Annotated in this window: 14 protein-coding genes and 1 pseudogene; 10 read left to right on the top strand and 5 right to left on the bottom strand. The window is 40.5% G+C overall.

From position 1 onward, the window contains the following. The first annotated feature begins 20 nt into the window (after nucleotides 1-20). Nucleotides 21-4,073 carry a hypothetical protein gene (locus Q0Y52_RS03390; protein ID WP_297817970.1) on the top strand — a complete coding sequence of 1,351 codons (4,053 nt, stop codon included), beginning with the start codon at nucleotides 21-23 and terminating at the stop codon, nucleotides 4,071-4,073. A 797-nt stretch (nucleotides 4,074-4,870) separates the two neighbouring features. Here the strand turns inward: Q0Y52_RS03390 and Q0Y52_RS03385 are convergent. Continuing rightward, nucleotides 4,871-6,060 (bottom strand): IS3 family transposase gene (locus tag Q0Y52_RS03385; RefSeq protein WP_297817896.1). Its coding sequence is split into 2 segments (ribosomal slippage): nucleotides 4,871-5,802 and nucleotides 5,802-6,060, totalling 1,191 coding nucleotides; the frame shifts between segments, so codons are not numbered across the junction. 368 nt (nucleotides 6,061-6,428) lie between these two features. On the opposite strand from Q0Y52_RS03385, the gene Q0Y52_RS03380 reads away from it, so the two are divergent. The 4 genes from Q0Y52_RS03380 (at nucleotide 6,429) to Q0Y52_RS03365 (ending at nucleotide 9,373) form a co-directional block, all read left to right on the top strand. Continuing rightward, nucleotides 6,429-7,585, top strand: a protein-coding gene (locus Q0Y52_RS03380; protein ID WP_297817967.1) for an IS3 family transposase whose coding sequence is annotated in 2 segments (ribosomal slippage) — nucleotides 6,429-6,675 and nucleotides 6,675-7,585 — 1,158 coding nt in all. Because the reading frame shifts where the segments join, the coding sequence is not laid out codon by codon here. Beyond that, nucleotides 7,582-7,791, top strand: coding sequence for an acyltransferase family protein (locus Q0Y52_RS03375; RefSeq protein WP_297817964.1), 210 nt, complete (start codon nucleotides 7,582-7,584; stop codon nucleotides 7,789-7,791). The genes Q0Y52_RS03380 and Q0Y52_RS03375 overlap by 4 nt, the downstream gene beginning before the upstream one ends. A gap of 46 nt (nucleotides 7,792-7,837) precedes the next feature. Beyond that, nucleotides 7,838-8,994 (top strand): IS3 family transposase gene (locus Q0Y52_RS03370; protein WP_297817961.1). Its coding sequence is split into 2 segments (ribosomal slippage): nucleotides 7,838-8,084 and nucleotides 8,084-8,994, totalling 1,158 coding nucleotides; the frame shifts between segments, so codons are not numbered across the junction. Then, nucleotides 8,951-9,373 (top strand): hypothetical protein, encoded by a 423-nt coding sequence (locus Q0Y52_RS03365; RefSeq protein WP_297817958.1) that lies wholly within the window; start codon nucleotides 8,951-8,953, stop codon nucleotides 9,371-9,373. Before Q0Y52_RS03370 ends, Q0Y52_RS03365 begins: the two co-directional genes overlap by 44 nt. Here Q0Y52_RS03365 and Q0Y52_RS03360 read toward each other — a convergent pair. Then, nucleotides 9,348-10,504, bottom strand: a protein-coding gene (locus Q0Y52_RS03360; protein ID WP_297817955.1) for an IS3 family transposase whose coding sequence is annotated in 2 segments (ribosomal slippage) — nucleotides 9,348-10,258 and nucleotides 10,258-10,504 — 1,158 coding nt in all. Because the reading frame shifts where the segments join, the coding sequence is not laid out codon by codon here. The genes Q0Y52_RS03365 and Q0Y52_RS03360 overlap by 26 nt on opposite strands. A gap of 79 nt (nucleotides 10,505-10,583) precedes the next feature. Here Q0Y52_RS03360 and Q0Y52_RS03355 point away from each other — a divergent pair. Continuing rightward, nucleotides 10,584-11,948: an SGNH hydrolase domain-containing protein gene (locus Q0Y52_RS03355; RefSeq protein ID WP_297817952.1), complete on the top strand. Its 1,365-nt coding sequence runs from the start codon at nucleotides 10,584-10,586 to the stop codon at nucleotides 11,946-11,948. Nucleotides 11,949-12,190: 242 nt separating this feature from the next. On the opposite strand, the gene Q0Y52_RS03350 is transcribed toward Q0Y52_RS03355, so the two are convergent. Continuing rightward, nucleotides 12,191-12,757 (bottom strand): restriction endonuclease subunit S, encoded by a 567-nt coding sequence (locus Q0Y52_RS03350; RefSeq protein ID WP_297817949.1) that lies wholly within the window; start codon nucleotides 12,755-12,757, stop codon nucleotides 12,191-12,193. 157 nt (nucleotides 12,758-12,914) lie between these two features. Here Q0Y52_RS03350 and Q0Y52_RS03345 point away from each other — a divergent pair, with 157 nt between their 5' ends. Together Q0Y52_RS03345 and Q0Y52_RS03340 are read left to right on the top strand one after the other, a co-directional pair. Beyond that, nucleotides 12,915-13,244 (top strand): hypothetical protein, encoded by a 330-nt coding sequence (locus Q0Y52_RS03345; RefSeq protein ID WP_297817946.1) that lies wholly within the window; start codon nucleotides 12,915-12,917, stop codon nucleotides 13,242-13,244. A 40-nt stretch (nucleotides 13,245-13,284) separates the two neighbouring features. After that, nucleotides 13,285-14,428 (top strand): annotated as a pseudogene (locus tag Q0Y52_RS03340) (IS3 family transposase). Between the two features lie 313 nt (nucleotides 14,429-14,741). Here Q0Y52_RS03340 and Q0Y52_RS03335 read toward each other — a convergent pair. Next, nucleotides 14,742-15,923 (bottom strand): NAD(P)/FAD-dependent oxidoreductase, encoded by a 1,182-nt coding sequence (locus tag Q0Y52_RS03335; RefSeq protein WP_297817944.1) that lies wholly within the window; start codon nucleotides 15,921-15,923, stop codon nucleotides 14,742-14,744. Nucleotides 15,924-16,152: 229 nt separating this feature from the next. After that, nucleotides 16,153-16,299 (bottom strand): hypothetical protein, encoded by a 147-nt coding sequence (locus Q0Y52_RS03330; protein ID WP_297817941.1) that lies wholly within the window; start codon nucleotides 16,297-16,299, stop codon nucleotides 16,153-16,155. 488 nt (nucleotides 16,300-16,787) lie between these two features. Here Q0Y52_RS03330 and Q0Y52_RS03325 point away from each other — a divergent pair, with 488 nt between their 5' ends. Together Q0Y52_RS03325 and Q0Y52_RS03320 are read left to right on the top strand one after the other, a co-directional pair. Further along, nucleotides 16,788-17,537 (top strand): PEP-CTERM/exosortase system-associated acyltransferase, encoded by a 750-nt coding sequence (locus Q0Y52_RS03325; RefSeq protein ID WP_297817939.1) that lies wholly within the window; start codon nucleotides 16,788-16,790, stop codon nucleotides 17,535-17,537. Between the two features lie 196 nt (nucleotides 17,538-17,733). Then, on the top strand, nucleotides 17,734-17,928 hold the full coding sequence (locus tag Q0Y52_RS03320; protein WP_297817936.1) for a hypothetical protein: 195 nt from the start codon (nucleotides 17,734-17,736) through the stop codon (nucleotides 17,926-17,928). The last annotated feature ends 46 nt before the right edge of the window (nucleotides 17,929-17,974 follow it).

Here is a 17,974-nt window from a genome sequence, read left to right as displayed (position 1 = left end):
AAGCACATAAGGCAATATCCGTGGTCAAAATCAATGCTCTGCGCAATCTGTTTATCTTTTTTCTTCTAACCTCATTTTCATCTTTTGCTGAGGAATTTGTTCCCGAGCAATTGAAAAACTGGGAGGCATGGGTACTCAAAGATAGCAAAAGCCTGAGCTGCCCTTTTATCAACCAAAGTGAATATAGCAACATAAACAACCACATTTGCGCATGGCCTAACGTATTAAATATAAACGTTGATCAGCAGGGAGCCGAATTTCAACACTCATGGGAAGTGCTGAGTAAAAGTATTGTCCCATTGTTGGGAAATAACAAATATTGGCCAATTGAATTAAAGGTCAATGGCAAAAAAACGCCAATTCTGAGTCACAAAAACCAACCTTTTATTGAATTAGAAAAAGGTCAATACGTCATTGAAGGTAGATTAAGTTGGCAAGAAATGCCAAGCAGTATTTCATTACCTGGACAAATTGCCCAAGTGAATCTGTCTATTTATGGCCAGGAAATTAGCTTTCCGAAAATTCAAAATAACCAGTTATGGTTTCAAGAATCAACCCAAGGTCAGGCTACACAAGAGACTCTCAGTGTGCGGGTAGTAAGAAAAATTAGTGACGGCCCTTACATAAAGCTCAAAACGCTTATTTCTGTGGATGTCTCTGGAAAAATGCGCGAAGTTGCCCTTGGTCAAGTGCTACCTAAAAACTTTGACCTCGTAGGTATCCAAAGTGAAACACCTGCTTTCTTAGACGCCGATGGTGTTCTGCACGCAAAATTAAAGCCAGGCAGTTGGAAAATTGTGGTTGACGCTTATTCACTTCCAACTAACCTAGAATGGCAACGCCCAGCTCAATCACACCATTGGCCAAAAAATGAGGTTTGGGCATTCGAAACCAATGAGAAATTACGCTTTGGTAAGCTTAGTGGCGCTAACATTATTGACAGTGGCCAAGTAGATATGCCTGAAGCTTGGTACAACTATCCAGCCTATTTACTGTCTGAAAATAACTCGCTGCGTTATGACATCCAGCATAGAGGTAAACCCTTGCATTTGGAAAATCAATTGACGTTAGATCGCACATTATGGGTATCTTTCGACAATGCCCTTTATTCATTTAAAGACAAGGTGACGGGCAGCATGGTTGAAGGTTGGCGCTTAAGTGTGTCTGCGCCTTTTATTCTTGAATCAGCCGAAGATCAAGATGGCGCAGTGCTCATCACCAGCATAGCTGAAGAGGAAAGGGGTATAGAAAACCGTTATTCTCAAGTTGATATTAACGCTAGCGGTATAGTTAATGCGACATCTACCCTGCCGGTAGCAGGTTGGGAAAGTGATTTTGAACGCGTAACCATGACTTTAAATTTACCTCCGGGTAATAAGCTCTTTGCCGTTTTTGGAGCAGATAGCGTATCGGATAGCTGGTGGAGTAGTTGGTCAATTTGGGCTAGTTTCATTGTATTATTGGCTTCACTGGCTGCATATCGTTTATCTGGTTTAGTTGCTGGGATAATGACAGCGTTAATGTTATTGGCCGTTTATCAAGAAAATAGCGCGCCGGTGATTGTTATGCTCAATTTATTAGTGGCTATTGCCGTTAGAAAGCATCAGCCATTCGACAAACTTAAAGCAACTGCAAAAATGTATTGGGCCGCAAGCGCGGCAATGGCGTTGGGTTCAATTTTATTCTTTAGTGCCACACAACTCCGTAACGTGATCTATCCTCAGTTGGAAACTGGCAACACAAATATATATCACCAAAGCGCAGATAATGGTGTGGCAAATAGAAGTACTGAGATGCGTTCTGCACAACCAAGGCAAAAACTCAGCATTCTTCAAGAGGAGGCGGATGTTGAAATGGTAACAGCCAATGGCGCAAGAATAAGAAAAGCGGATTCTTTTATGGAACGTTATCAGTCTGATGCATTACTGCAAGCAGGCTCCGGCATGCCAAACTGGAGTTGGCATCGGTATTCTCTTACTTGGAACAGTCCGGTTGCTGAGGGACAAACGTTTGAACTGATTGTTTTATCCAAAACCACTTACAAAATTTTGAAATTAACAGGCATTGCCTTGATGCTACTTTGGTTATATTTTTTGCTAAAAGACGCTATAAAACCGGTCATTAATAGATTCAAACATACATCAACAGTTGCGTTACTAGCAGCCGTATTCTTGATGCCCGTTTATACACCAACTGCACAAGCCAATAGTTTCCCCAGCCAAGCGATGCTTGAAGAATTGAAGACTAGATTACTCGAAGCGCCAGATTGCGCGCCAGTCTGTGCATCAATCAATTCGATGCAAGTATCTGCTGACAGTAATGTCTTAACTCTCAAACTGACCATTCATGCCAATAGTCAAAGCGCAGTTGCTTTGCCCCGCTCCCAGTTTTGGCAAGGGCAATCATTTATCTTGAATAATAAACCTTTGTTAGGTGTGTACCGTCAAAATAGCTGGTTATACGTGCCGGTTTCTAAAGGTATTTCGACTTTAGTTATCACTGGCCGCTTAATTTCCGTCGATAACTTCCAGCTTAGGTTTAAAGACAAACCTAAACGCATCGATATCGAAAAGTTCGGAAATTGGGAAATTGTTGGGACACAAGCTAACGTTTTGACAGGTAATACCCTGGAGTTTTTGGCAAAAGTAAATACCAGTCAATTGGATTCATCAGTATCCACTCGTTTTAAACAACAACCTTTTGTAAAAGTGACTAGGGTGTTGACCATCGACAAAATGTGGACAGTGAAAACCGAGGTGCAACGCATCGCACCTAATATGGGATCACTCAATCTCATGATCCCAACACTTCCTGGTGAACATGTTATCAGTGATGACATTACAGTTGAAAACAATCAAGTTGCCGTCACTATTTCAGCGGGTGAAAGCGTATTTAATTGGACGTCGACATTAGATCGCAATCACACCATGCAGCTCATGGCTCCCGACAACAAACATTTAATCGAAAGGTGGCAAATTGTTATTAGCCCTTCTTGGCATTTGGGCTTAGAGGGGTTACCCATGATTCTGGAACAACAGAATGCCTTGGATTATTTCAGCTATTCATTTTATCCCTACTCAGGCGAATCGTTAAACCTTGCTATCACTCGCCCAAGTGCAGTTAAAGGAGAAGCCTTAGCGATAGATAGCGTCAATCTACATATTGACCAAGGCACTCGTACATCAAAGCTTGAACTGGCCTTTAATTATCGCAGTACCCGAGGTGGTGAGCATGACATTGATTTGCCGGTCAATTTTCAACTAAAAGAAGTTAAAACAGATGGAAAGTTAATTAATCTACAACCTGAGTCTGGCCAATTGGCTATTCCTATTTCGCCTGGCACACACAATATTCAGATCACCATGCGTTCTAATGTTGAAAATTCACGGGTGTTTTCACCGCCCAAAATTAATCTAAATGCACCATCAAGCAACATCACTACTAAAGTGAATGTCAGTAACCAGCACTGGATATTATGGGCTAAAGGTCCACTTTTAGGCCCTGCGATACTGTACTGGGGTGAATTATTGGCTTTTGTTCTTATCGCCTTATTGGTTGCTCGTGTGAAGTTTTCACCTCTTAGTACAGTGCAATGGTTAATACTTGGGTTGGGACTAAGTTTAAATAACTGGGGCGTTTTGGTGTTGATTGCACTTTGGTTTTCCTCAATCACAGCCAGCCAATATAGACCAAAAGGAATCCAAAGAGGCTTGTTCAACCTGTCACAACTCTTTTTGTATGCCTTTTCAGCTGTGGCAATAATTTCTCTGATTGCTGTTGTACCCATTAGTTTGCTGAGTAGCCCCAGCATGGGCATTAAAGGTTATCAATCTTATGGCAATACGCTTACTTGGTTTGCCGATAAAGCTGATGGTCAGTTACCTACTGTTACTATCTTGAGTATTTCGGTGTGGTTCTACAAAGCCATCATGTTGGTGTGGGTAATTTGGTTGAGCACATCCATATTAAGCTGGATTAAGTGGGCATGGGAAACCATAGGTATTCATGATTATTGGCAGTCTTTGCCTCCCAAAAAAAATAAAGCTGAAAAAACGCTGCCTGTGCAAGATTAATGTCTGCTGTGTTAAATCAAAACTTTTGACATCAACTCAACAGGCAGTAATGTTGAGTTGACGCTTGTCATTTATTGACGACGTCAATCTTGCTACATGCATAATTAACTAATAATATAATTTTGAGCGGGCTTTACAAATCTGCTTTAAAGCTTGGGTATTGGCATTAATTATAAATTAAAAGGATTTGGTTGGATCCAAGGTTTTTAAAAGGCTAATGAGAAGGTGTTGAAAAAAAACGATTGTTGTGTCGTTGCACTCTTGTTTCAATCAGTGACATTTAACTTTATTGTCGCCTTACTAAATTTCTTTCATTGGATGGTAAATGGAGACAAACCTTAATTAAAGCGAATATTCACTGTCGGGTTTCTTTGCACAAATTTGACTCATGGATATTTCGTCGAAAAATCTGTGCTAGATCACTGACTGATTTGTATGTCTCACCTGCCAGTCGCGTTTGTTTCAATCGTATGACTATAATTCGCTCATCTTTGCAGTCATAAAGCCCGAGTTTTGTTTTTGTTTAATAAGGTCCGCACATTCCTCCACAAAGCAGTCACAGGATTGGCAGGATAAGAAATTAACCTCCCTCACAAAATACTGTATATAAATTAAAGTATAATAATGTTTTATAAAAAACGTCCATTTCGCTTCCTACTTATGTATATTTCGCGGGCCTCTTTTTGTTTGCTTTAAAATCGCTAAGTCATTCTTTAATTGTGGAAAATATTCTTCACATAGTTTTAAATAGGAAGCATGAAAGGGTCGTTAAAGTCAGGCTGTGCTTTTTGAAGTGGTCAAGTCATTTTGGCCACGGGTTTGTAGTATTTTCGATACCGATATTCCGATTCATTTGGTGTCAATCCACCATTATATGAATGCGGCCTAAACTCACTGTAATAGCCAATAATATAATCATTGATACCGTGCTTAGCTTCACTAAAACTACAATAGCCAGTTGTTGGTATCCATTCTGTTTTTAAGCTTCTAAAAAAGCGTTCCATTGGACTATTATCCCAGCAGTTTCCTCGTCGGCTCATACTTTGCGTTAATCGATATCGCCATACTAGCTGCCTAAATTGGCGACTTGTGTAGTGACTTCCTTGATCGCTATGGTACATCACCTCTTTAGGTCTTCCACGACTTTCAAATGCCATGGTCAACGCCTGACAGGTTAAATTACTATCAGGCGAATGACTCATCGCCCAACCAACGGGTTTTCTTGCAAATAAATCCATGACGACCGCTAAGTAAGCCCATCGGTTGCCTGTCCAAATATACGTCACATCGCCGCACCACAATTGATTAGGCTCAATGACGGCAAATTGCCTATCCAATATGTTCGGGATAGCCACATGCTCTTTAGTCGCCTTCTTGTAGGCATGTTGCGGTAGTTGGCAACTGACTAAATTCAACTTCTTCATGATATTACTGGCACGATAACGAGATAAAGGGAAACCATTGTCGGTTGCCATAATCGCTATCGTTCTTGCGCCCGCTGAGCCGTTGCTTTGCCGATGCACTTCTTTCACCTGGCCGTACAATTTAGCGACCTCTGGTGATAAGCGTCTATCTCGCCCAAGCCAATATTTGTAGGTGCTGCGGTGGACTCCAAATACCTCACATAGCACTTTTATCGAATAACGGCGTTCATCACTCTGACTCAGTTTCTCTACTAGAGAGAGTTGTTCATGGAGTCCGACATCAACAGAGCGGTAGCCTTTTTTAATATTTCCTTCTCAAGCTCAGCTCGCGCAAGCTTCTTCTTTAAATCCTTTATTTCTAGCTGGTCAGGCGTCATTGGGGTTTGCTCAACTCTCACGCCTTTACGTTCTTGTTGAAGTTGTTTTACCCACTTTCCTATCGTTGAAAAACCAACCCCCATTGCCTTAGCGGCTTCGTCGTGAGTGTAACTTTGATCAACAACCAGTTGTGCTGTTTCCAATCTAAATTCAGGACTAAAAGTCCGTCTTGTTCTTTTGCTCATCTTTGGCACCTAATCTTGCTATGCAAATAGCATAACATCTCTAGTTAGGTGGCCAAATTAACTATGCCACTTCATTTTGAATCGGAATTTACATTGAGGGAACGAAAGTTAAAAACACCTAATTAAATATAAATATAAATATAAAGACAGGGAACTACGTAAATAAATAACAAGCCGAGCAATTGCATATAGGAGATGCTGGATAATGACCGTTAGCAATATTGAGGAAGCAAATGAAGTATCGTCCTGAAATTGATGGATTAAGAGCCATCGCAGTAATCCCAGTCATTTTGTTTCATGCTGGTTGTTGTGGTTGAATTAACCGGACACTTCAATAAAGGATTATAATCCTGTTAATTGAGGTGAATATGACTAAACGAACAAATAAACATTATCCCGCAGAATTTAAACAAGAAGCGGTCGCTCTGGTAATAGAGCAAGACTATCCAATCGTACAAGCTGCTGCATCTTTAGGTGTGACAGACAAACTACTTTACAACTGGGTAGCTAAGCATAAGAAACAGGCACTAGGTGATGCATTATCTGGTGATGAACGGGCAGAGTTAATTCAGCTCAGGAAAGATAGTAAACGTCTACAAATGGAGCGTGAAATCCTAAAAAAGGCCAGTGCCTTCTTCGCGAAAGAAATGAAGTAAGATATTCTTTTATAAGTGAGCTTGATGCTAAGTATCCGGTGTCAGTTGCTTGTAAAGTGATGGAAGTGAGTTCGTCAGCATACTACGCATGGCTAAAAAAACCTGGTGAACTCATTAGCGCTCAAATGCTAAGACTGTATCGACGAGCCAAAGCATTATTCAAGGCAAGTCGAAACAGTTTAGGCAGCAGAGAGCTTGCTAAAGCACTACGCAAAGAAGGCTTTGAAATAACGCGGTATCGCGCCATTAAGTTAATGGAACGGCTTAAATTAGTTGTGACTCAGCGAATAGCTTATAAAGTGACAACCAAGCGCAAACACAGTGATGCTGTGGCTGACAACTTGCTAAATATGAATTTCAATCCTGTTGGACCCAATCAAATTTGGGCGGGTGATGTGTCCTATTTAAAGACTGGTGAGGGCTGGTTGTACTTAGCCATTGTCATGGATTTGTATTCACGCCGGATTGTAGGTTGGCATATATCAAAACGCATGACGCGTGATTTGGTCGAGCAAGCACTGACAAAGGCTCATAATTTACGCAAGCCAGGCAAAGGTTTGGTGTTTCACAGTGACAGTGGCTCTCAGTACACGAGTAAAGGCTTTAGAAATCTACTGTCGCGATTAGAGTGTCGAGCTAGTATGGGAGATGTTGGAGCTTGCTGGGATAATGCTGTTGTGGAGCGCTTCTTTGGAAGTTTAAAGCATGATTGGTTGTTTAAAGTACCGCAGCCCACTCGAACACATATGCGAGAAGATGTTGCTAGGTACATGAAATATTATAATGTTGAGCGACTACATTCAGCTAATTTGGATCAATCGCCAATTGAATTTGAAAACTCCTTTAGAAAAGTGTCCGGTTGGACTTGACCAGAACAGGTTTTGATCATTTAAGTGGCGGTTTTCTTGGTGTTGATGTCTTCTTTGTAATCAGTGGATATCTAATAACAACCATCATTCTTGCAGAGAAAGAAGAAGGAAGGTTTTCTTTACTCACTTTTTATGAGCGAAGAGCGCGCAGAATTCTTCCCGCACTGTTTTTTGTAATGCTAGTAAGTCTGTTGTGGTTGAATTAACCGGACACTTCAATAAAGGATTATAATCCTGTTAATTGAGGTGAATATGACTAAACGAACAAATAAACATTATCCCGCAGAATTTAAACAAGAAGCGGTCGCTCTGGTAATAGAGCAAGACTATCCAATCGTACAAGCTGCTGCATCTTTAGGTGTGACAGACAAACTACTTTACAACTGGGTAGCTAAGCATAAGAAACAGGCACTAGGTGACGTGTTGTCTGGCGATGAACGAGCAGAGTTAATTCAACTCAGGAAAGATAGTAAACGTCTACAAATGGAGCGTGAAATCCTAAAAAAGGCAAGTGCCTTCTTCGCGAAAGAAATGAAGTAAGATATTCTTTTATAAGTGAGCTTGATGCTAAGTATCCTGTGTCAGTCGCTTGTAAAGTGATGGAAGTGAGTTCGTCAGCATACTACGCATGGCTAAAAAAACCTGGTGAACTCATTAGCGCTCAAATGCTAAGACTGTATCGACGAGCCAAAGCATTATTCAAGGCAAGTCGAAACAGTTTAGGCAGCAGAGAGCTTGCTAAAGCACTACGCAAAGAAGGCTTTGAAATAACGCGGTATCGCGCCATTAAGTTAATGGAACGGCTTAAATTAGTTGTGACTCAGCGAATAGCTTATAAAGTGACAACCAAGCGCAAACACAGTGATGCTGTGGCTGACAACTTGCTAAATATGAATTTCAATCCTGTTGGACCCAATCAAATTTGGGCGGGTGATGTGTCCTATTTAAAGACTGGTGAGGGCTGGTTGTACTTAGCCATTGTCATGGATTTGTATTCACGCCGGATTGTAGGTTGGCATATATCAAAACGCATGACGCGTGATTTGGTCGAGCAAGCACTGACAAAGGCTCATAATTTACGCAAACCACCAAAAGGTTTGGTGTTTCACAGTGACAGAGGCTCTCAGTACACGAGTAAAGGCTTTAGAAATCTACTGTCGCGATTAGAGTGTCGAGCTAGTATGGGAGATGTTGGAGCTTGCTGGGATAATGCTGTTGTGGAGCGCTTCTTTGGAAGTTTAAAGCATGATTGGTTGTTTAAAGTACCGCAGCCCACTCGAACACATATGCGAGAAGATGTTGCTAGGTACATGAAATATTATAATGTTGAGCGACTACATTCAGCTAATTTGGATCAATCGCCAATTGAATTTGAAAACTCCTTTAGAAAAGTGTCCGGTTGGACTTGACCAGAACAGTCTGCCATTTGCTTGGTTGTGGTTACTTCCAAGTGATTTTAAAAATTTTTCTCAAAGTATTGTTTCCGTGTCTTTTTTCTCTTCCAACATAATCTTTTGGTTAGAAAGTGGTTATTTCGATGCTGCGGCAGAAATGAAGCCTCTGTTACATACTTGGAGTTTGGCTGTCGAAGAGCAATACTATATTCTCTTTCCGTTATTTCTGATGGCTGTTTGGACACTAAGAAAGAGATGGATATTCGGTGCAATAATAATATTAGGTTTAGTTAGTTTACTTCTTGCTCAATGGGCGGCGCATTATGCACCGAATTTCAATTTTTATATGTTGCCGACACGTGTTCTGGTCAACTCCAACCGGACACTTTCCTAAAGGAGTTTTCAAATTCAATTGGCGATTGATCCAAATTGGCTGAATGCAGTCGCTCAACATTATAATATTTCATGTACCTAGCAACATCTTCTCGCATATGTGTTCGAGTGGGCTGCGGTACTTTAAACAACCAATCATACTTTAAACTTCCAAAGAAGCGTTCTACAACAGCATTATCCCAGCAAGCTCCAACGTCACCCATACTAGCTCGACAACCTAATCGCGACAGTAGGTTTCTAAAGCCTTTACTCGTGTACTGAGAGCCTCTGTCACTGTGAAACACCAAACCTTTGCCTGGCTTGCGTAAATTATGAGCCTTTGTCAGTGCTTGCTCGACCAAATCACGCGTCATGCGTTTTGATATATGCCAACCTACAATCCGGCGTGAATACAAATCCATGACAATGGCTAAGTACAACCAGCCCTCACCAGTCTTTAAATAGGACACATCACCCGCCCAAATTTGATTGGGTCCAACAGGATTGAAATTCATATTTAGCAAGTTGTCAGCAACAGCATCACTGTGTTTGCGCTTGGTTGTCACTTTATAAGCTATTCGCTGAGTCACAACTAATTTAAGCCGTTCCATTAACTTAATGGCGCGATACCGCGTTATTTCAAAGCCTTCTTTGCGTAGTGCTTTAGCAAGCTCTCTGCTGCCTAAACTGTTTCGACTTGCCTTGAATAATACTTTTGCTCGTCGATACAGTCTAAGCGTTTGAGCGCTAATGAGTTCACCAGGTTTTTTTAGCCATGCGTAATATGCTGACGAACTCACTTCCATCACTTTACAAGCGACTGACACAGGATACTTAGCATCAAGCTCACTTATAAAAGAATATCTTACTTCATTTCTTTCGCGAAGAAGGCACTTGCCTTTTTTAGGATTTCACGCTCCATTTGTAGACGTTTATTATCCTTCCTGAGTTGAATTAACTCTGCTCGTTCATCGCCAGACAACACGTCACCTAGTGCCTCTTTTTTATGCTTGGCTACCCAGTTGTAAAGTAGTTTGTCTGTCACACCCAAAGATGCAGCAGCTTGTAAGATTGGATAGTCTTGCTCTATTACCAGAGCGACCGCTTCTTGTTTAAATTCTTCGGGATAATGTTTATTTGTTCGTTTAGTCATATTCACCTCAATTAACAGGATTATAATCCTTTATTGAAGTGTCCGGTTAATTCAACCACAACAACGTGCGTGGGAATTAATGGCAGGTGCTTTAGTAGCTTTTTATCTTCTTTATGGAAGGAATAACAATGAGTTAGTAGAGAAAAACCGTTTACTCAGTGAGTTACTTGGCGGATTAGGGTTGGGATTAATTTTATTAAGCCTGATTTTTTATAACGAATCGATGTCTTTGCCTTCTTTGTATACTGTTGTGCCAGTTTTTGGTGTTGTCCTCGTTATTTTGTTTTCAACCAAAGCTACGGTAATAGGAAAACTCTTAGGCTTTCAGCCCCTGGTAGGTGTTGGATTAATTAGCTATAGTTTATATTTGTGGCACCAACCTATTCTTGTTTTTTCGAAGCATAGAAGTATCGAGTCTCAAAATATTTCAGAGATACTCTTGTTACTTTTTACTACATTCGTTCTTGCTTACCTAAGTTGGAAGTTTATAGAAAAACCATTTAGAAATAAAAAGAAGATTGATAGGAACAAAATTTTTGCGTTTTCGGTACTAGGTTCATTATTTTTCATAATTATTGGAAGTTTAGGGCATTTCAAAAATGGCTTTGATGAGAGACAATTTTGGTTTAGTAACCTTTTGTCATATGAATTTGATAATCGTAAACTAGGACAACAAAGTTGGGATATTCTGAGAGACAGATCTGAAAATACAGAATATAAGGTAGACTCTAATGATTATGATAGTGAACTTTGGTTTGATTTGAGGCCAACAAAGCAACGTTTGTTGGTCGTTGGCAATTCGCATTCAAAAGATATATTCAATGTTTTATATAACTCGAAAACAGCTAGTAAACGTTATCAACTTGCACGTTATGGTGTGCAAATAAAGGATTTAGATAGACGTGCTCACGGCTTTTATTCTTCAAATAATTATCTCGAGAGTGAAGTAATATTACTGGCAACTCGTTTTAGTCTTAGAGACGTAATTAGTTTGCCTGTTATTATCAATAAGCTACAAGCTGATGGGAAGTCAGTTTTTATTGTAAAAAGGATTTTTGATTTTCAATACAATATCATTAATTTTAAAAACCTTGCAGATTTTCAATTATCGAAACTGTGTTCAAACTCTTGTGACAAAAATAATTCCATTGAGATTAAGGATAAGATAGATAGGGCGTATTTTGAAAATTATATCGAGGAATACCAAGAAAGCAAAAGCCATCGGATAAACAATACACTAGAAAAAATAGCTATGGAGCATCATGTTCAAATTTTAGATCGTATGGACTATGTATGTGATCGAAAAAATAAACGATGTTTTTCTATGAACAATGATTTCGAAAAATATTTTTATGATTATGGCCATCATACTCTCGAGGGGGCGCAGTATTTTGGGAATAGAGTGGATAAAATCGATTGGCTAGAAAACTTGGTCAGATTTTAATGTAGAGCACAGATTCACATGAATATTTGTTCAAATGTTGGTTTAAAAATAGTTTTTACACAGTCTGGGCACTAAGGGGGCTCTTGGCCGAAGAAACGCGGGTTGCTAAATTGGCGCATTTTGAGCCGTCTTACTTTACTTTTCCGGTTCTGCATCAAGAGCGTTAGTTAAAGCCAAATCTTTTCATTGCGATTGTGTTTATGCATTGGCTACCAAAACGCAGCTCGTTAGTAATGCGTTGCTCAAACTTCTATCAGGGACTCTATTTTTCGCTCGTAATCAATAATAGAACGCCTATATATTCGAATCTCGTGTTTCGCCTTATTAATTGATTCAGTAATGCGTTTTTGCTGCTCAATTGGGATATTTGGTATCGATATTCCAGACAATATTTTCTTACTCACTATGCTTTGGTAGCTGCCGTTGCTATTACTACTCATCCAGTCTTGCGCGTTTTTGCTATTGAGATAGTGCGCTAAAAATTCTGGTTGCAAAACTTCGTTATCTTTAACTTTCAATACAAAAAAATGCTGATTTACCACTGTGGGAAATGGTACGTGATCAAGATAAAAAGCTTTTTTAACTTGGCCTTTCGCAACAATGATGACATCGCCATGCATTAATGTCGCTTCCTCGAAGCGTGGTGATAACTCTGTCCAATACAAATCATCCCAGTTAATGGGCAAAATGTCGTCATTCCTGTCCACATCCCGCAACTGAACTACCGAATGGGTCGGATGCGAAGATGGTTGTATCCCATTTTTAAAGGTATTACCCGAGCGAATGGTTACTAAAGTAGATAGATTCATAAACATCGTAAAATTAGTTATCAAAAAATAATATCACAACCCACTATCAAAGTGGGTTAATTCACATGCACGAAAAAAAATCCTAAAAAAGTTGATCTATAATTAATACCCACTAGCTTAGTGGGCATTAATAGCCCACAGATATTGGGCTCACATATTGACTAAACGGGGTAACTTAAATATGGGGATGGGAAAGACTCGGGTAAGAGCAACCAAAGAAATTCGGGACAAATGGATTAAAGAGTTTTTGGAAAAAGAAGCGCAAGGTCGTTACGAACCTTTTTATAGAACGCAAGACGTCACCTCTTCTGGCGTGAAAGCCAGAGTGCCTTGCCCGCACTCACCGGGGCGCGTTTACCATACGCTTTCGACAAACGAAACATTTACCCTTATGGAGTTACTGCACGACCCGCTTGTCGTTGATATTAAGGAGCAGTATCCAGTTGTTGACGTTAGAAAGTCCGATGATCTTCCCCTGAAACTGTAGACACTTTTTACTTAGAAACCGAAGTAAGGTAAAAAGTGTTATGAATAAAAAATATCCCGATGAATTTAAACAAGAAGCCGTTCGCCAAGTGGTTGAAAAAGGCTATTCCGTACCTGACGTTTCTAAGCGTTTAGGTATATCCGATAAGTCACTCTACTACTGGGTGAGTAAGGCGAAAGTACCTGCTAGTCAATCCGCAGAGCAAGCAGAAATACGCCAGCTTAAGGCAGAGGTCAAACGCATGACAGAAGAGCGTAACATCCTAAAGGAGGCCGCCGTGTACTTTGCAAGCGAGTCAAAGAAAAGTACACGTTCATAAAATCACGACTCCATGTTTATCGCGTTAACACCATGTTTATCGCGTTAACACCATGTGCAAGGTGTTAAATGTCCACCGCAGCGGTTTTTACGCTTGGTTGAAAGAGCCTCAATCTGATGCAGAAAAAGACAATGTACGATTGCTTGAACGGATTAAAGCCAGTTATGTTCAAAGTGGCGGTGTGTATGGCAGTCCACGCATCACACATGAGCTGCGTCGTTCGGGTGAAACATGCGGTGAAAACCGTGTGGCTAAGTTGATGAAGCAAGCCAAACTCAGAGCTAATATTGGTTATAAACGGCGCTACTTTAAGCCTTCTACGCCTCATATTGCAGCAGATAACCATCTATAGCAGCAATTTGTGGTGTGCGAGCCTGATACCGCTTGGGTTGGAGATATTACCTACATCAAAACCTAAGAGGGCTGGTTATATCTGGCTGTCGTATTGGACTTGTTCTCACGCAAAGTGATTGGTTGGTCAATGCAACCGACTATGACATCAGATATTGTGATTAAAGCACTGCTGATGGCCGTATGGCGACGACCCAAAGCAACACAGGTGATTGTTCATAGCGATCAAGGGAGCCAATATGCAAGCGGTGATTATCGAGATTTCCTAAAAGCGCATAATCTGACTCCGAGTATGAGCAGACGAGGACATTGTCTAGATAACGCTGTGGCAGAAAGCTTTTTTCACTCTATTAAGACTGAACGTGTAAAGCGAAAAGTGTACGCAACCCGAAGTGAAGCCAAAGCAGATTTGTTTGATTACATAGAAGTGTTTTACAATCGAACTCGACTGCATAGCCATCTTGGCCATGTGTCTCCAGATGAATATGAAATCATGTATTCACAGGCAAGCTAAGTGTCTATAAAATTGGGGGAAGATCAGTTGGAATTTGCAGATTATGATTTGGTCGAAATTGACAAAGCTTTTTATTTTGAAAATCAATAAGTCCAGTCAATTACTAGTGCAGGTGATTCCTGTGTATAAAAACATTGTGAAAGCATTAAACTAAAACCAACGCTCGAAGAAGAAAATTCAAATATACTTTGTCTATAAGACTAAGAGAAGTCCAATTGTCTCCATTTATGTTCAAAAATATATTCAGTTATCTTGCGGGTAAAAAGGGTATGTGTGTATCAAATTGTCTCCATTTACCATCCAATAAAACAAATTACACCACCTGCCCAGCTACCCAGCCGCTTGACCAAGCCCATTGAAAATTATAGCCGCCTAACCAACCTGTCACATCTACGACTTCACCAATAAAATACAGCCCTTCAACCTCTTTTGCCATCATGGTTTTGGATGAGAGTTGGTCGGTGTCTACGCCGCCTAGGGTCACTTCTGCTGTGCGATAACCTTCGGTGCCATTGGGTTTAAGTTGCCACTGGTGAAAAGCCTGAGCTGCTTGTTCTAGTTGTTTACCTTGGTATTGTTTGAGGGGCTTATTTTCAATGCCCAAGTAAGGCAGCGCCGCTAGTACATAACGTTTAGGGTAATGATTAGCTAGGGCTGTGCTTAGCTGTACATCTGGCTGACTTTGTAACGCTTGCTCTAAATCAGCCAATAAATCGCCATTGGGAAATAAGTCGAATTCAACCGCTTGGCCTGGCTCCCAAAATGAAGATATTTGTAATACTGCTGGGCCACTTAAGCCGCGATGCGTAAACAGGATACTTTCGTTAAAGTGAGTATTGTTGCAGCTAGCGTTCGCAACTAACGAAATGCCACTCAGCTCAGCTAACACCTTTTTATCTTGTTCGTGCAAAGTGAAGGGCACTAAGCCTGCTCGTGTAGGTCTGACACTTAAGCCAAACTGCTCTGCCACTTTGTATCCAAAAGGGCTTGCCCCAAGTTTCGGCATAGACAACCCACCTGTGGCTATGACGAGGGACTCGCATTGATATTCACCTTTTGCTGTATCCAGTACATATCCAGAGTCAGTTTTTTTAACGGAGAGTATTTCGCACTGATTCGTCACAGTAACACCTGACTTATCGCACTCGGATAGCAGCATGTTTAAGATGTCTTTGGCGCTGTCGTCACAGAACAACTGGCCTAGGGTTTTTTCATGATAAGCAATACCGTATTCGGCAACCAAACCAATAAAGTCCCACTGGGTATAACGGCTTAAAGCAGATTTGCAGAAATGCGGATTGTCGCATAGAAAATTTTCATGACTGGCGTACATGTTAGTGAAGTTACAGCGACCTCCGCCAGACATTAGGATCTTTCCCCCTAAGCGTTTTGCATGGTCGAGCACCACCACTTTACGGCCACGTTTACCTGCTTGAGCTGCGCAAAATAAGCCAGCAGCACCGGCGCCTAATACTATTACATCTACGTTTTTCACTTTATCGCCCGTTTGCTACTACACCCTATTTTGAGCGCTGAATTATAGGGTATAAACGTGTTCTTAATAAGTGCTAGGGTGAATTGTCTTTAAATATATCGTTGAATGTTTACAAAATGTAGGTAATAAAGTTAAGTTTGGTAAAGCAATTGAATAGATTATGATGTTCAGAGCGGAAAGGTTTTAAAGGGCGAAGTAAAGTTTTGCCCATTCTTTAATATGTAAAAAATTACAAAGATGCAAGCCGTGTTGTATGTGTATTAATGTTACCAAAAAAATTAAGGGTGGTTAAACGCTTTAAGATATGACCCACGTCACCCATGTCAAAGCCTAGTCTTCGAGTGAATGCTGACTGAATACCTGGTTTAGTGGTCATATTTTTGTCTCAAAAGTGTTGAGATGATCTGTTTCTTTTTTGGTAAATGAACGTCTCTGCCCCTGAAAGAACCATAAAAAATCGACTCCTTAGTGCAATATGTGATTATCTTTATAAGCACATCTGTGGATGCACATGTCTCGTGAGCTGTTTCATGCAAAATAACTGGCAACACTGTTGTGGTGGATATGACCAATTCGTCACCTGTTGTCTTCAATATCATTATCCGACAAAAAGAAGGCTTCTACTGGGCAGGCTAATACAACATGGCAGTTTGTACCTAGGAGTCTAGACGGCTTTATCAAACTCAACTAAGGTTAAAGTGAAAGTGAAAGTAAATAAGAGAATGGCACGCACAATACTGCTCACGCTATAGTTAAAACAATGAACAATATCGTTATATTTGACAGTAAAAAAGTGGTGATGTTCTGTTCGTCAGAAGTTATCGTGTTCATTGTTACACAAGTAATATATTGGAGAAGGGAGTAATGGCGGCATCATTGGCTGAAAATTTCGACGAGTTTTTTGAGATTAAGTTAGCAGATACACAAGACTTAAAAAATGAATCATACAAAATTCGCCATACTGTTTATGCACAAGAGTTAGGATGGGAACCCATCAGTCCAAATGGAATGGAGATTGATGAATGCGATCCCTATGCCTTCTCTATATTGCTTGTGCATAAAAGAACTGGAAAGTTTGCTGGAACCGCAAGGCTGGTCATCCCACCCAGCTCAAAGCCCGACAGCAAACTACCATTTGAATTGCATTGCGCAGAAAGCTTAAATCGGGACATTGTTGATCCTGATACTATCAAACGGGGCAGTTTCAGTGAAATTTCCAGACTATCTGTGCCAAACCAGTTTAGACGCCGTGTAAGTGAAAATAACCAACCCTTTGTCTTAAATGAATCTTTGGGAGGCGATATATTTTCCGAACAAGAAAGACGAAATTTTCCCAATATAGCGATTGGTTTATATTTAGGCGTTATTGCCATGGTGAATATGTGTAATCACAGCCATATGTTTGTGGTGGTAGAGCCCCGGCTCAACAAACGGCTAAGGCGTCTAGGTTTACATTTTCAACAATGTGGCGAAGACATGGACTATCACGGAGTACGTGCCCTATTTTTTCTGGAACGCAAAGATTTTACCGGAAATTTAAACCCCGAAGTGCTTGAGTTGTACCAATTACTTGAAAAGCAGTTAGCGCAACAGTTAGTACTTTACCCTTATTAATACTAGCTCTGTAAACCACCGCCACAAGCAAACCCCGTTTAGTTTGAACAATTTATATACTAAATATTAACAGCCAGTAATCAACAGAAGTATCCTATGACTGAAAAATTTGACTACAACAAGAATTTTTCACGGAACACAGGCTAGTCTACTGAATAAGTCACATTAACAAGCAAAGAAGTCGATATCGCCGGATGTGAAGGAGTCGCAGGAATTCTCTCACAGACCATGGCTGGGCTTTGGAAAACTTCATTTTATGGGCTTTGAGGAGTTTGGTATTGAGAAATTCAATCGCCAAGTTGGTGCGATGATGTCAACGGTTGGGCGTGCAAAAATAGATGTTATTAGTAATTTTTTAGCTGATATTAATCCTCAAGTCGAAACTCAGTGATGATTATGACGTTAAAGATAATGACAGTAACAATGAAAAGTTGCCC

Source organism: uncultured Paraglaciecola sp. (genome assembly GCF_943787955.1).
In the GTDB taxonomy this organism is placed as follows: Bacteria; Pseudomonadota; Gammaproteobacteria; order Enterobacterales; family Alteromonadaceae; genus Paraglaciecola.
Note: the sequence above shows the minus strand (reverse complement) of the source record. Positions and strands in the feature narration are given on the sequence as shown.

Bases quoted from the DNA above. Each gene is read 5' to 3' on its own strand.
- Q0Y52_RS03355 (WP_297817952.1), top strand. From the start codon at position 10,584: ATGGCAGGTGCTTTAGTAGCTTTTTATCTTCTTTATGGAAGGAATAAC.
- Q0Y52_RS03350 (WP_297817949.1), bottom strand. From the start codon at position 12,757: ATGAATCTATCTACTTTAGTAACCATTCGCTCGGGTAATACCTTTAAA.
- Q0Y52_RS03330 (WP_297817941.1), bottom strand. From the start codon at position 16,299: ATGACCACTAAACCAGGTATTCAGTCAGCATTCACTCGAAGACTAGGC.
- Q0Y52_RS03325 (WP_297817939.1), top strand. From the start codon at position 16,788: ATGGCGGCATCATTGGCTGAAAATTTCGACGAGTTTTTTGAGATTAAG.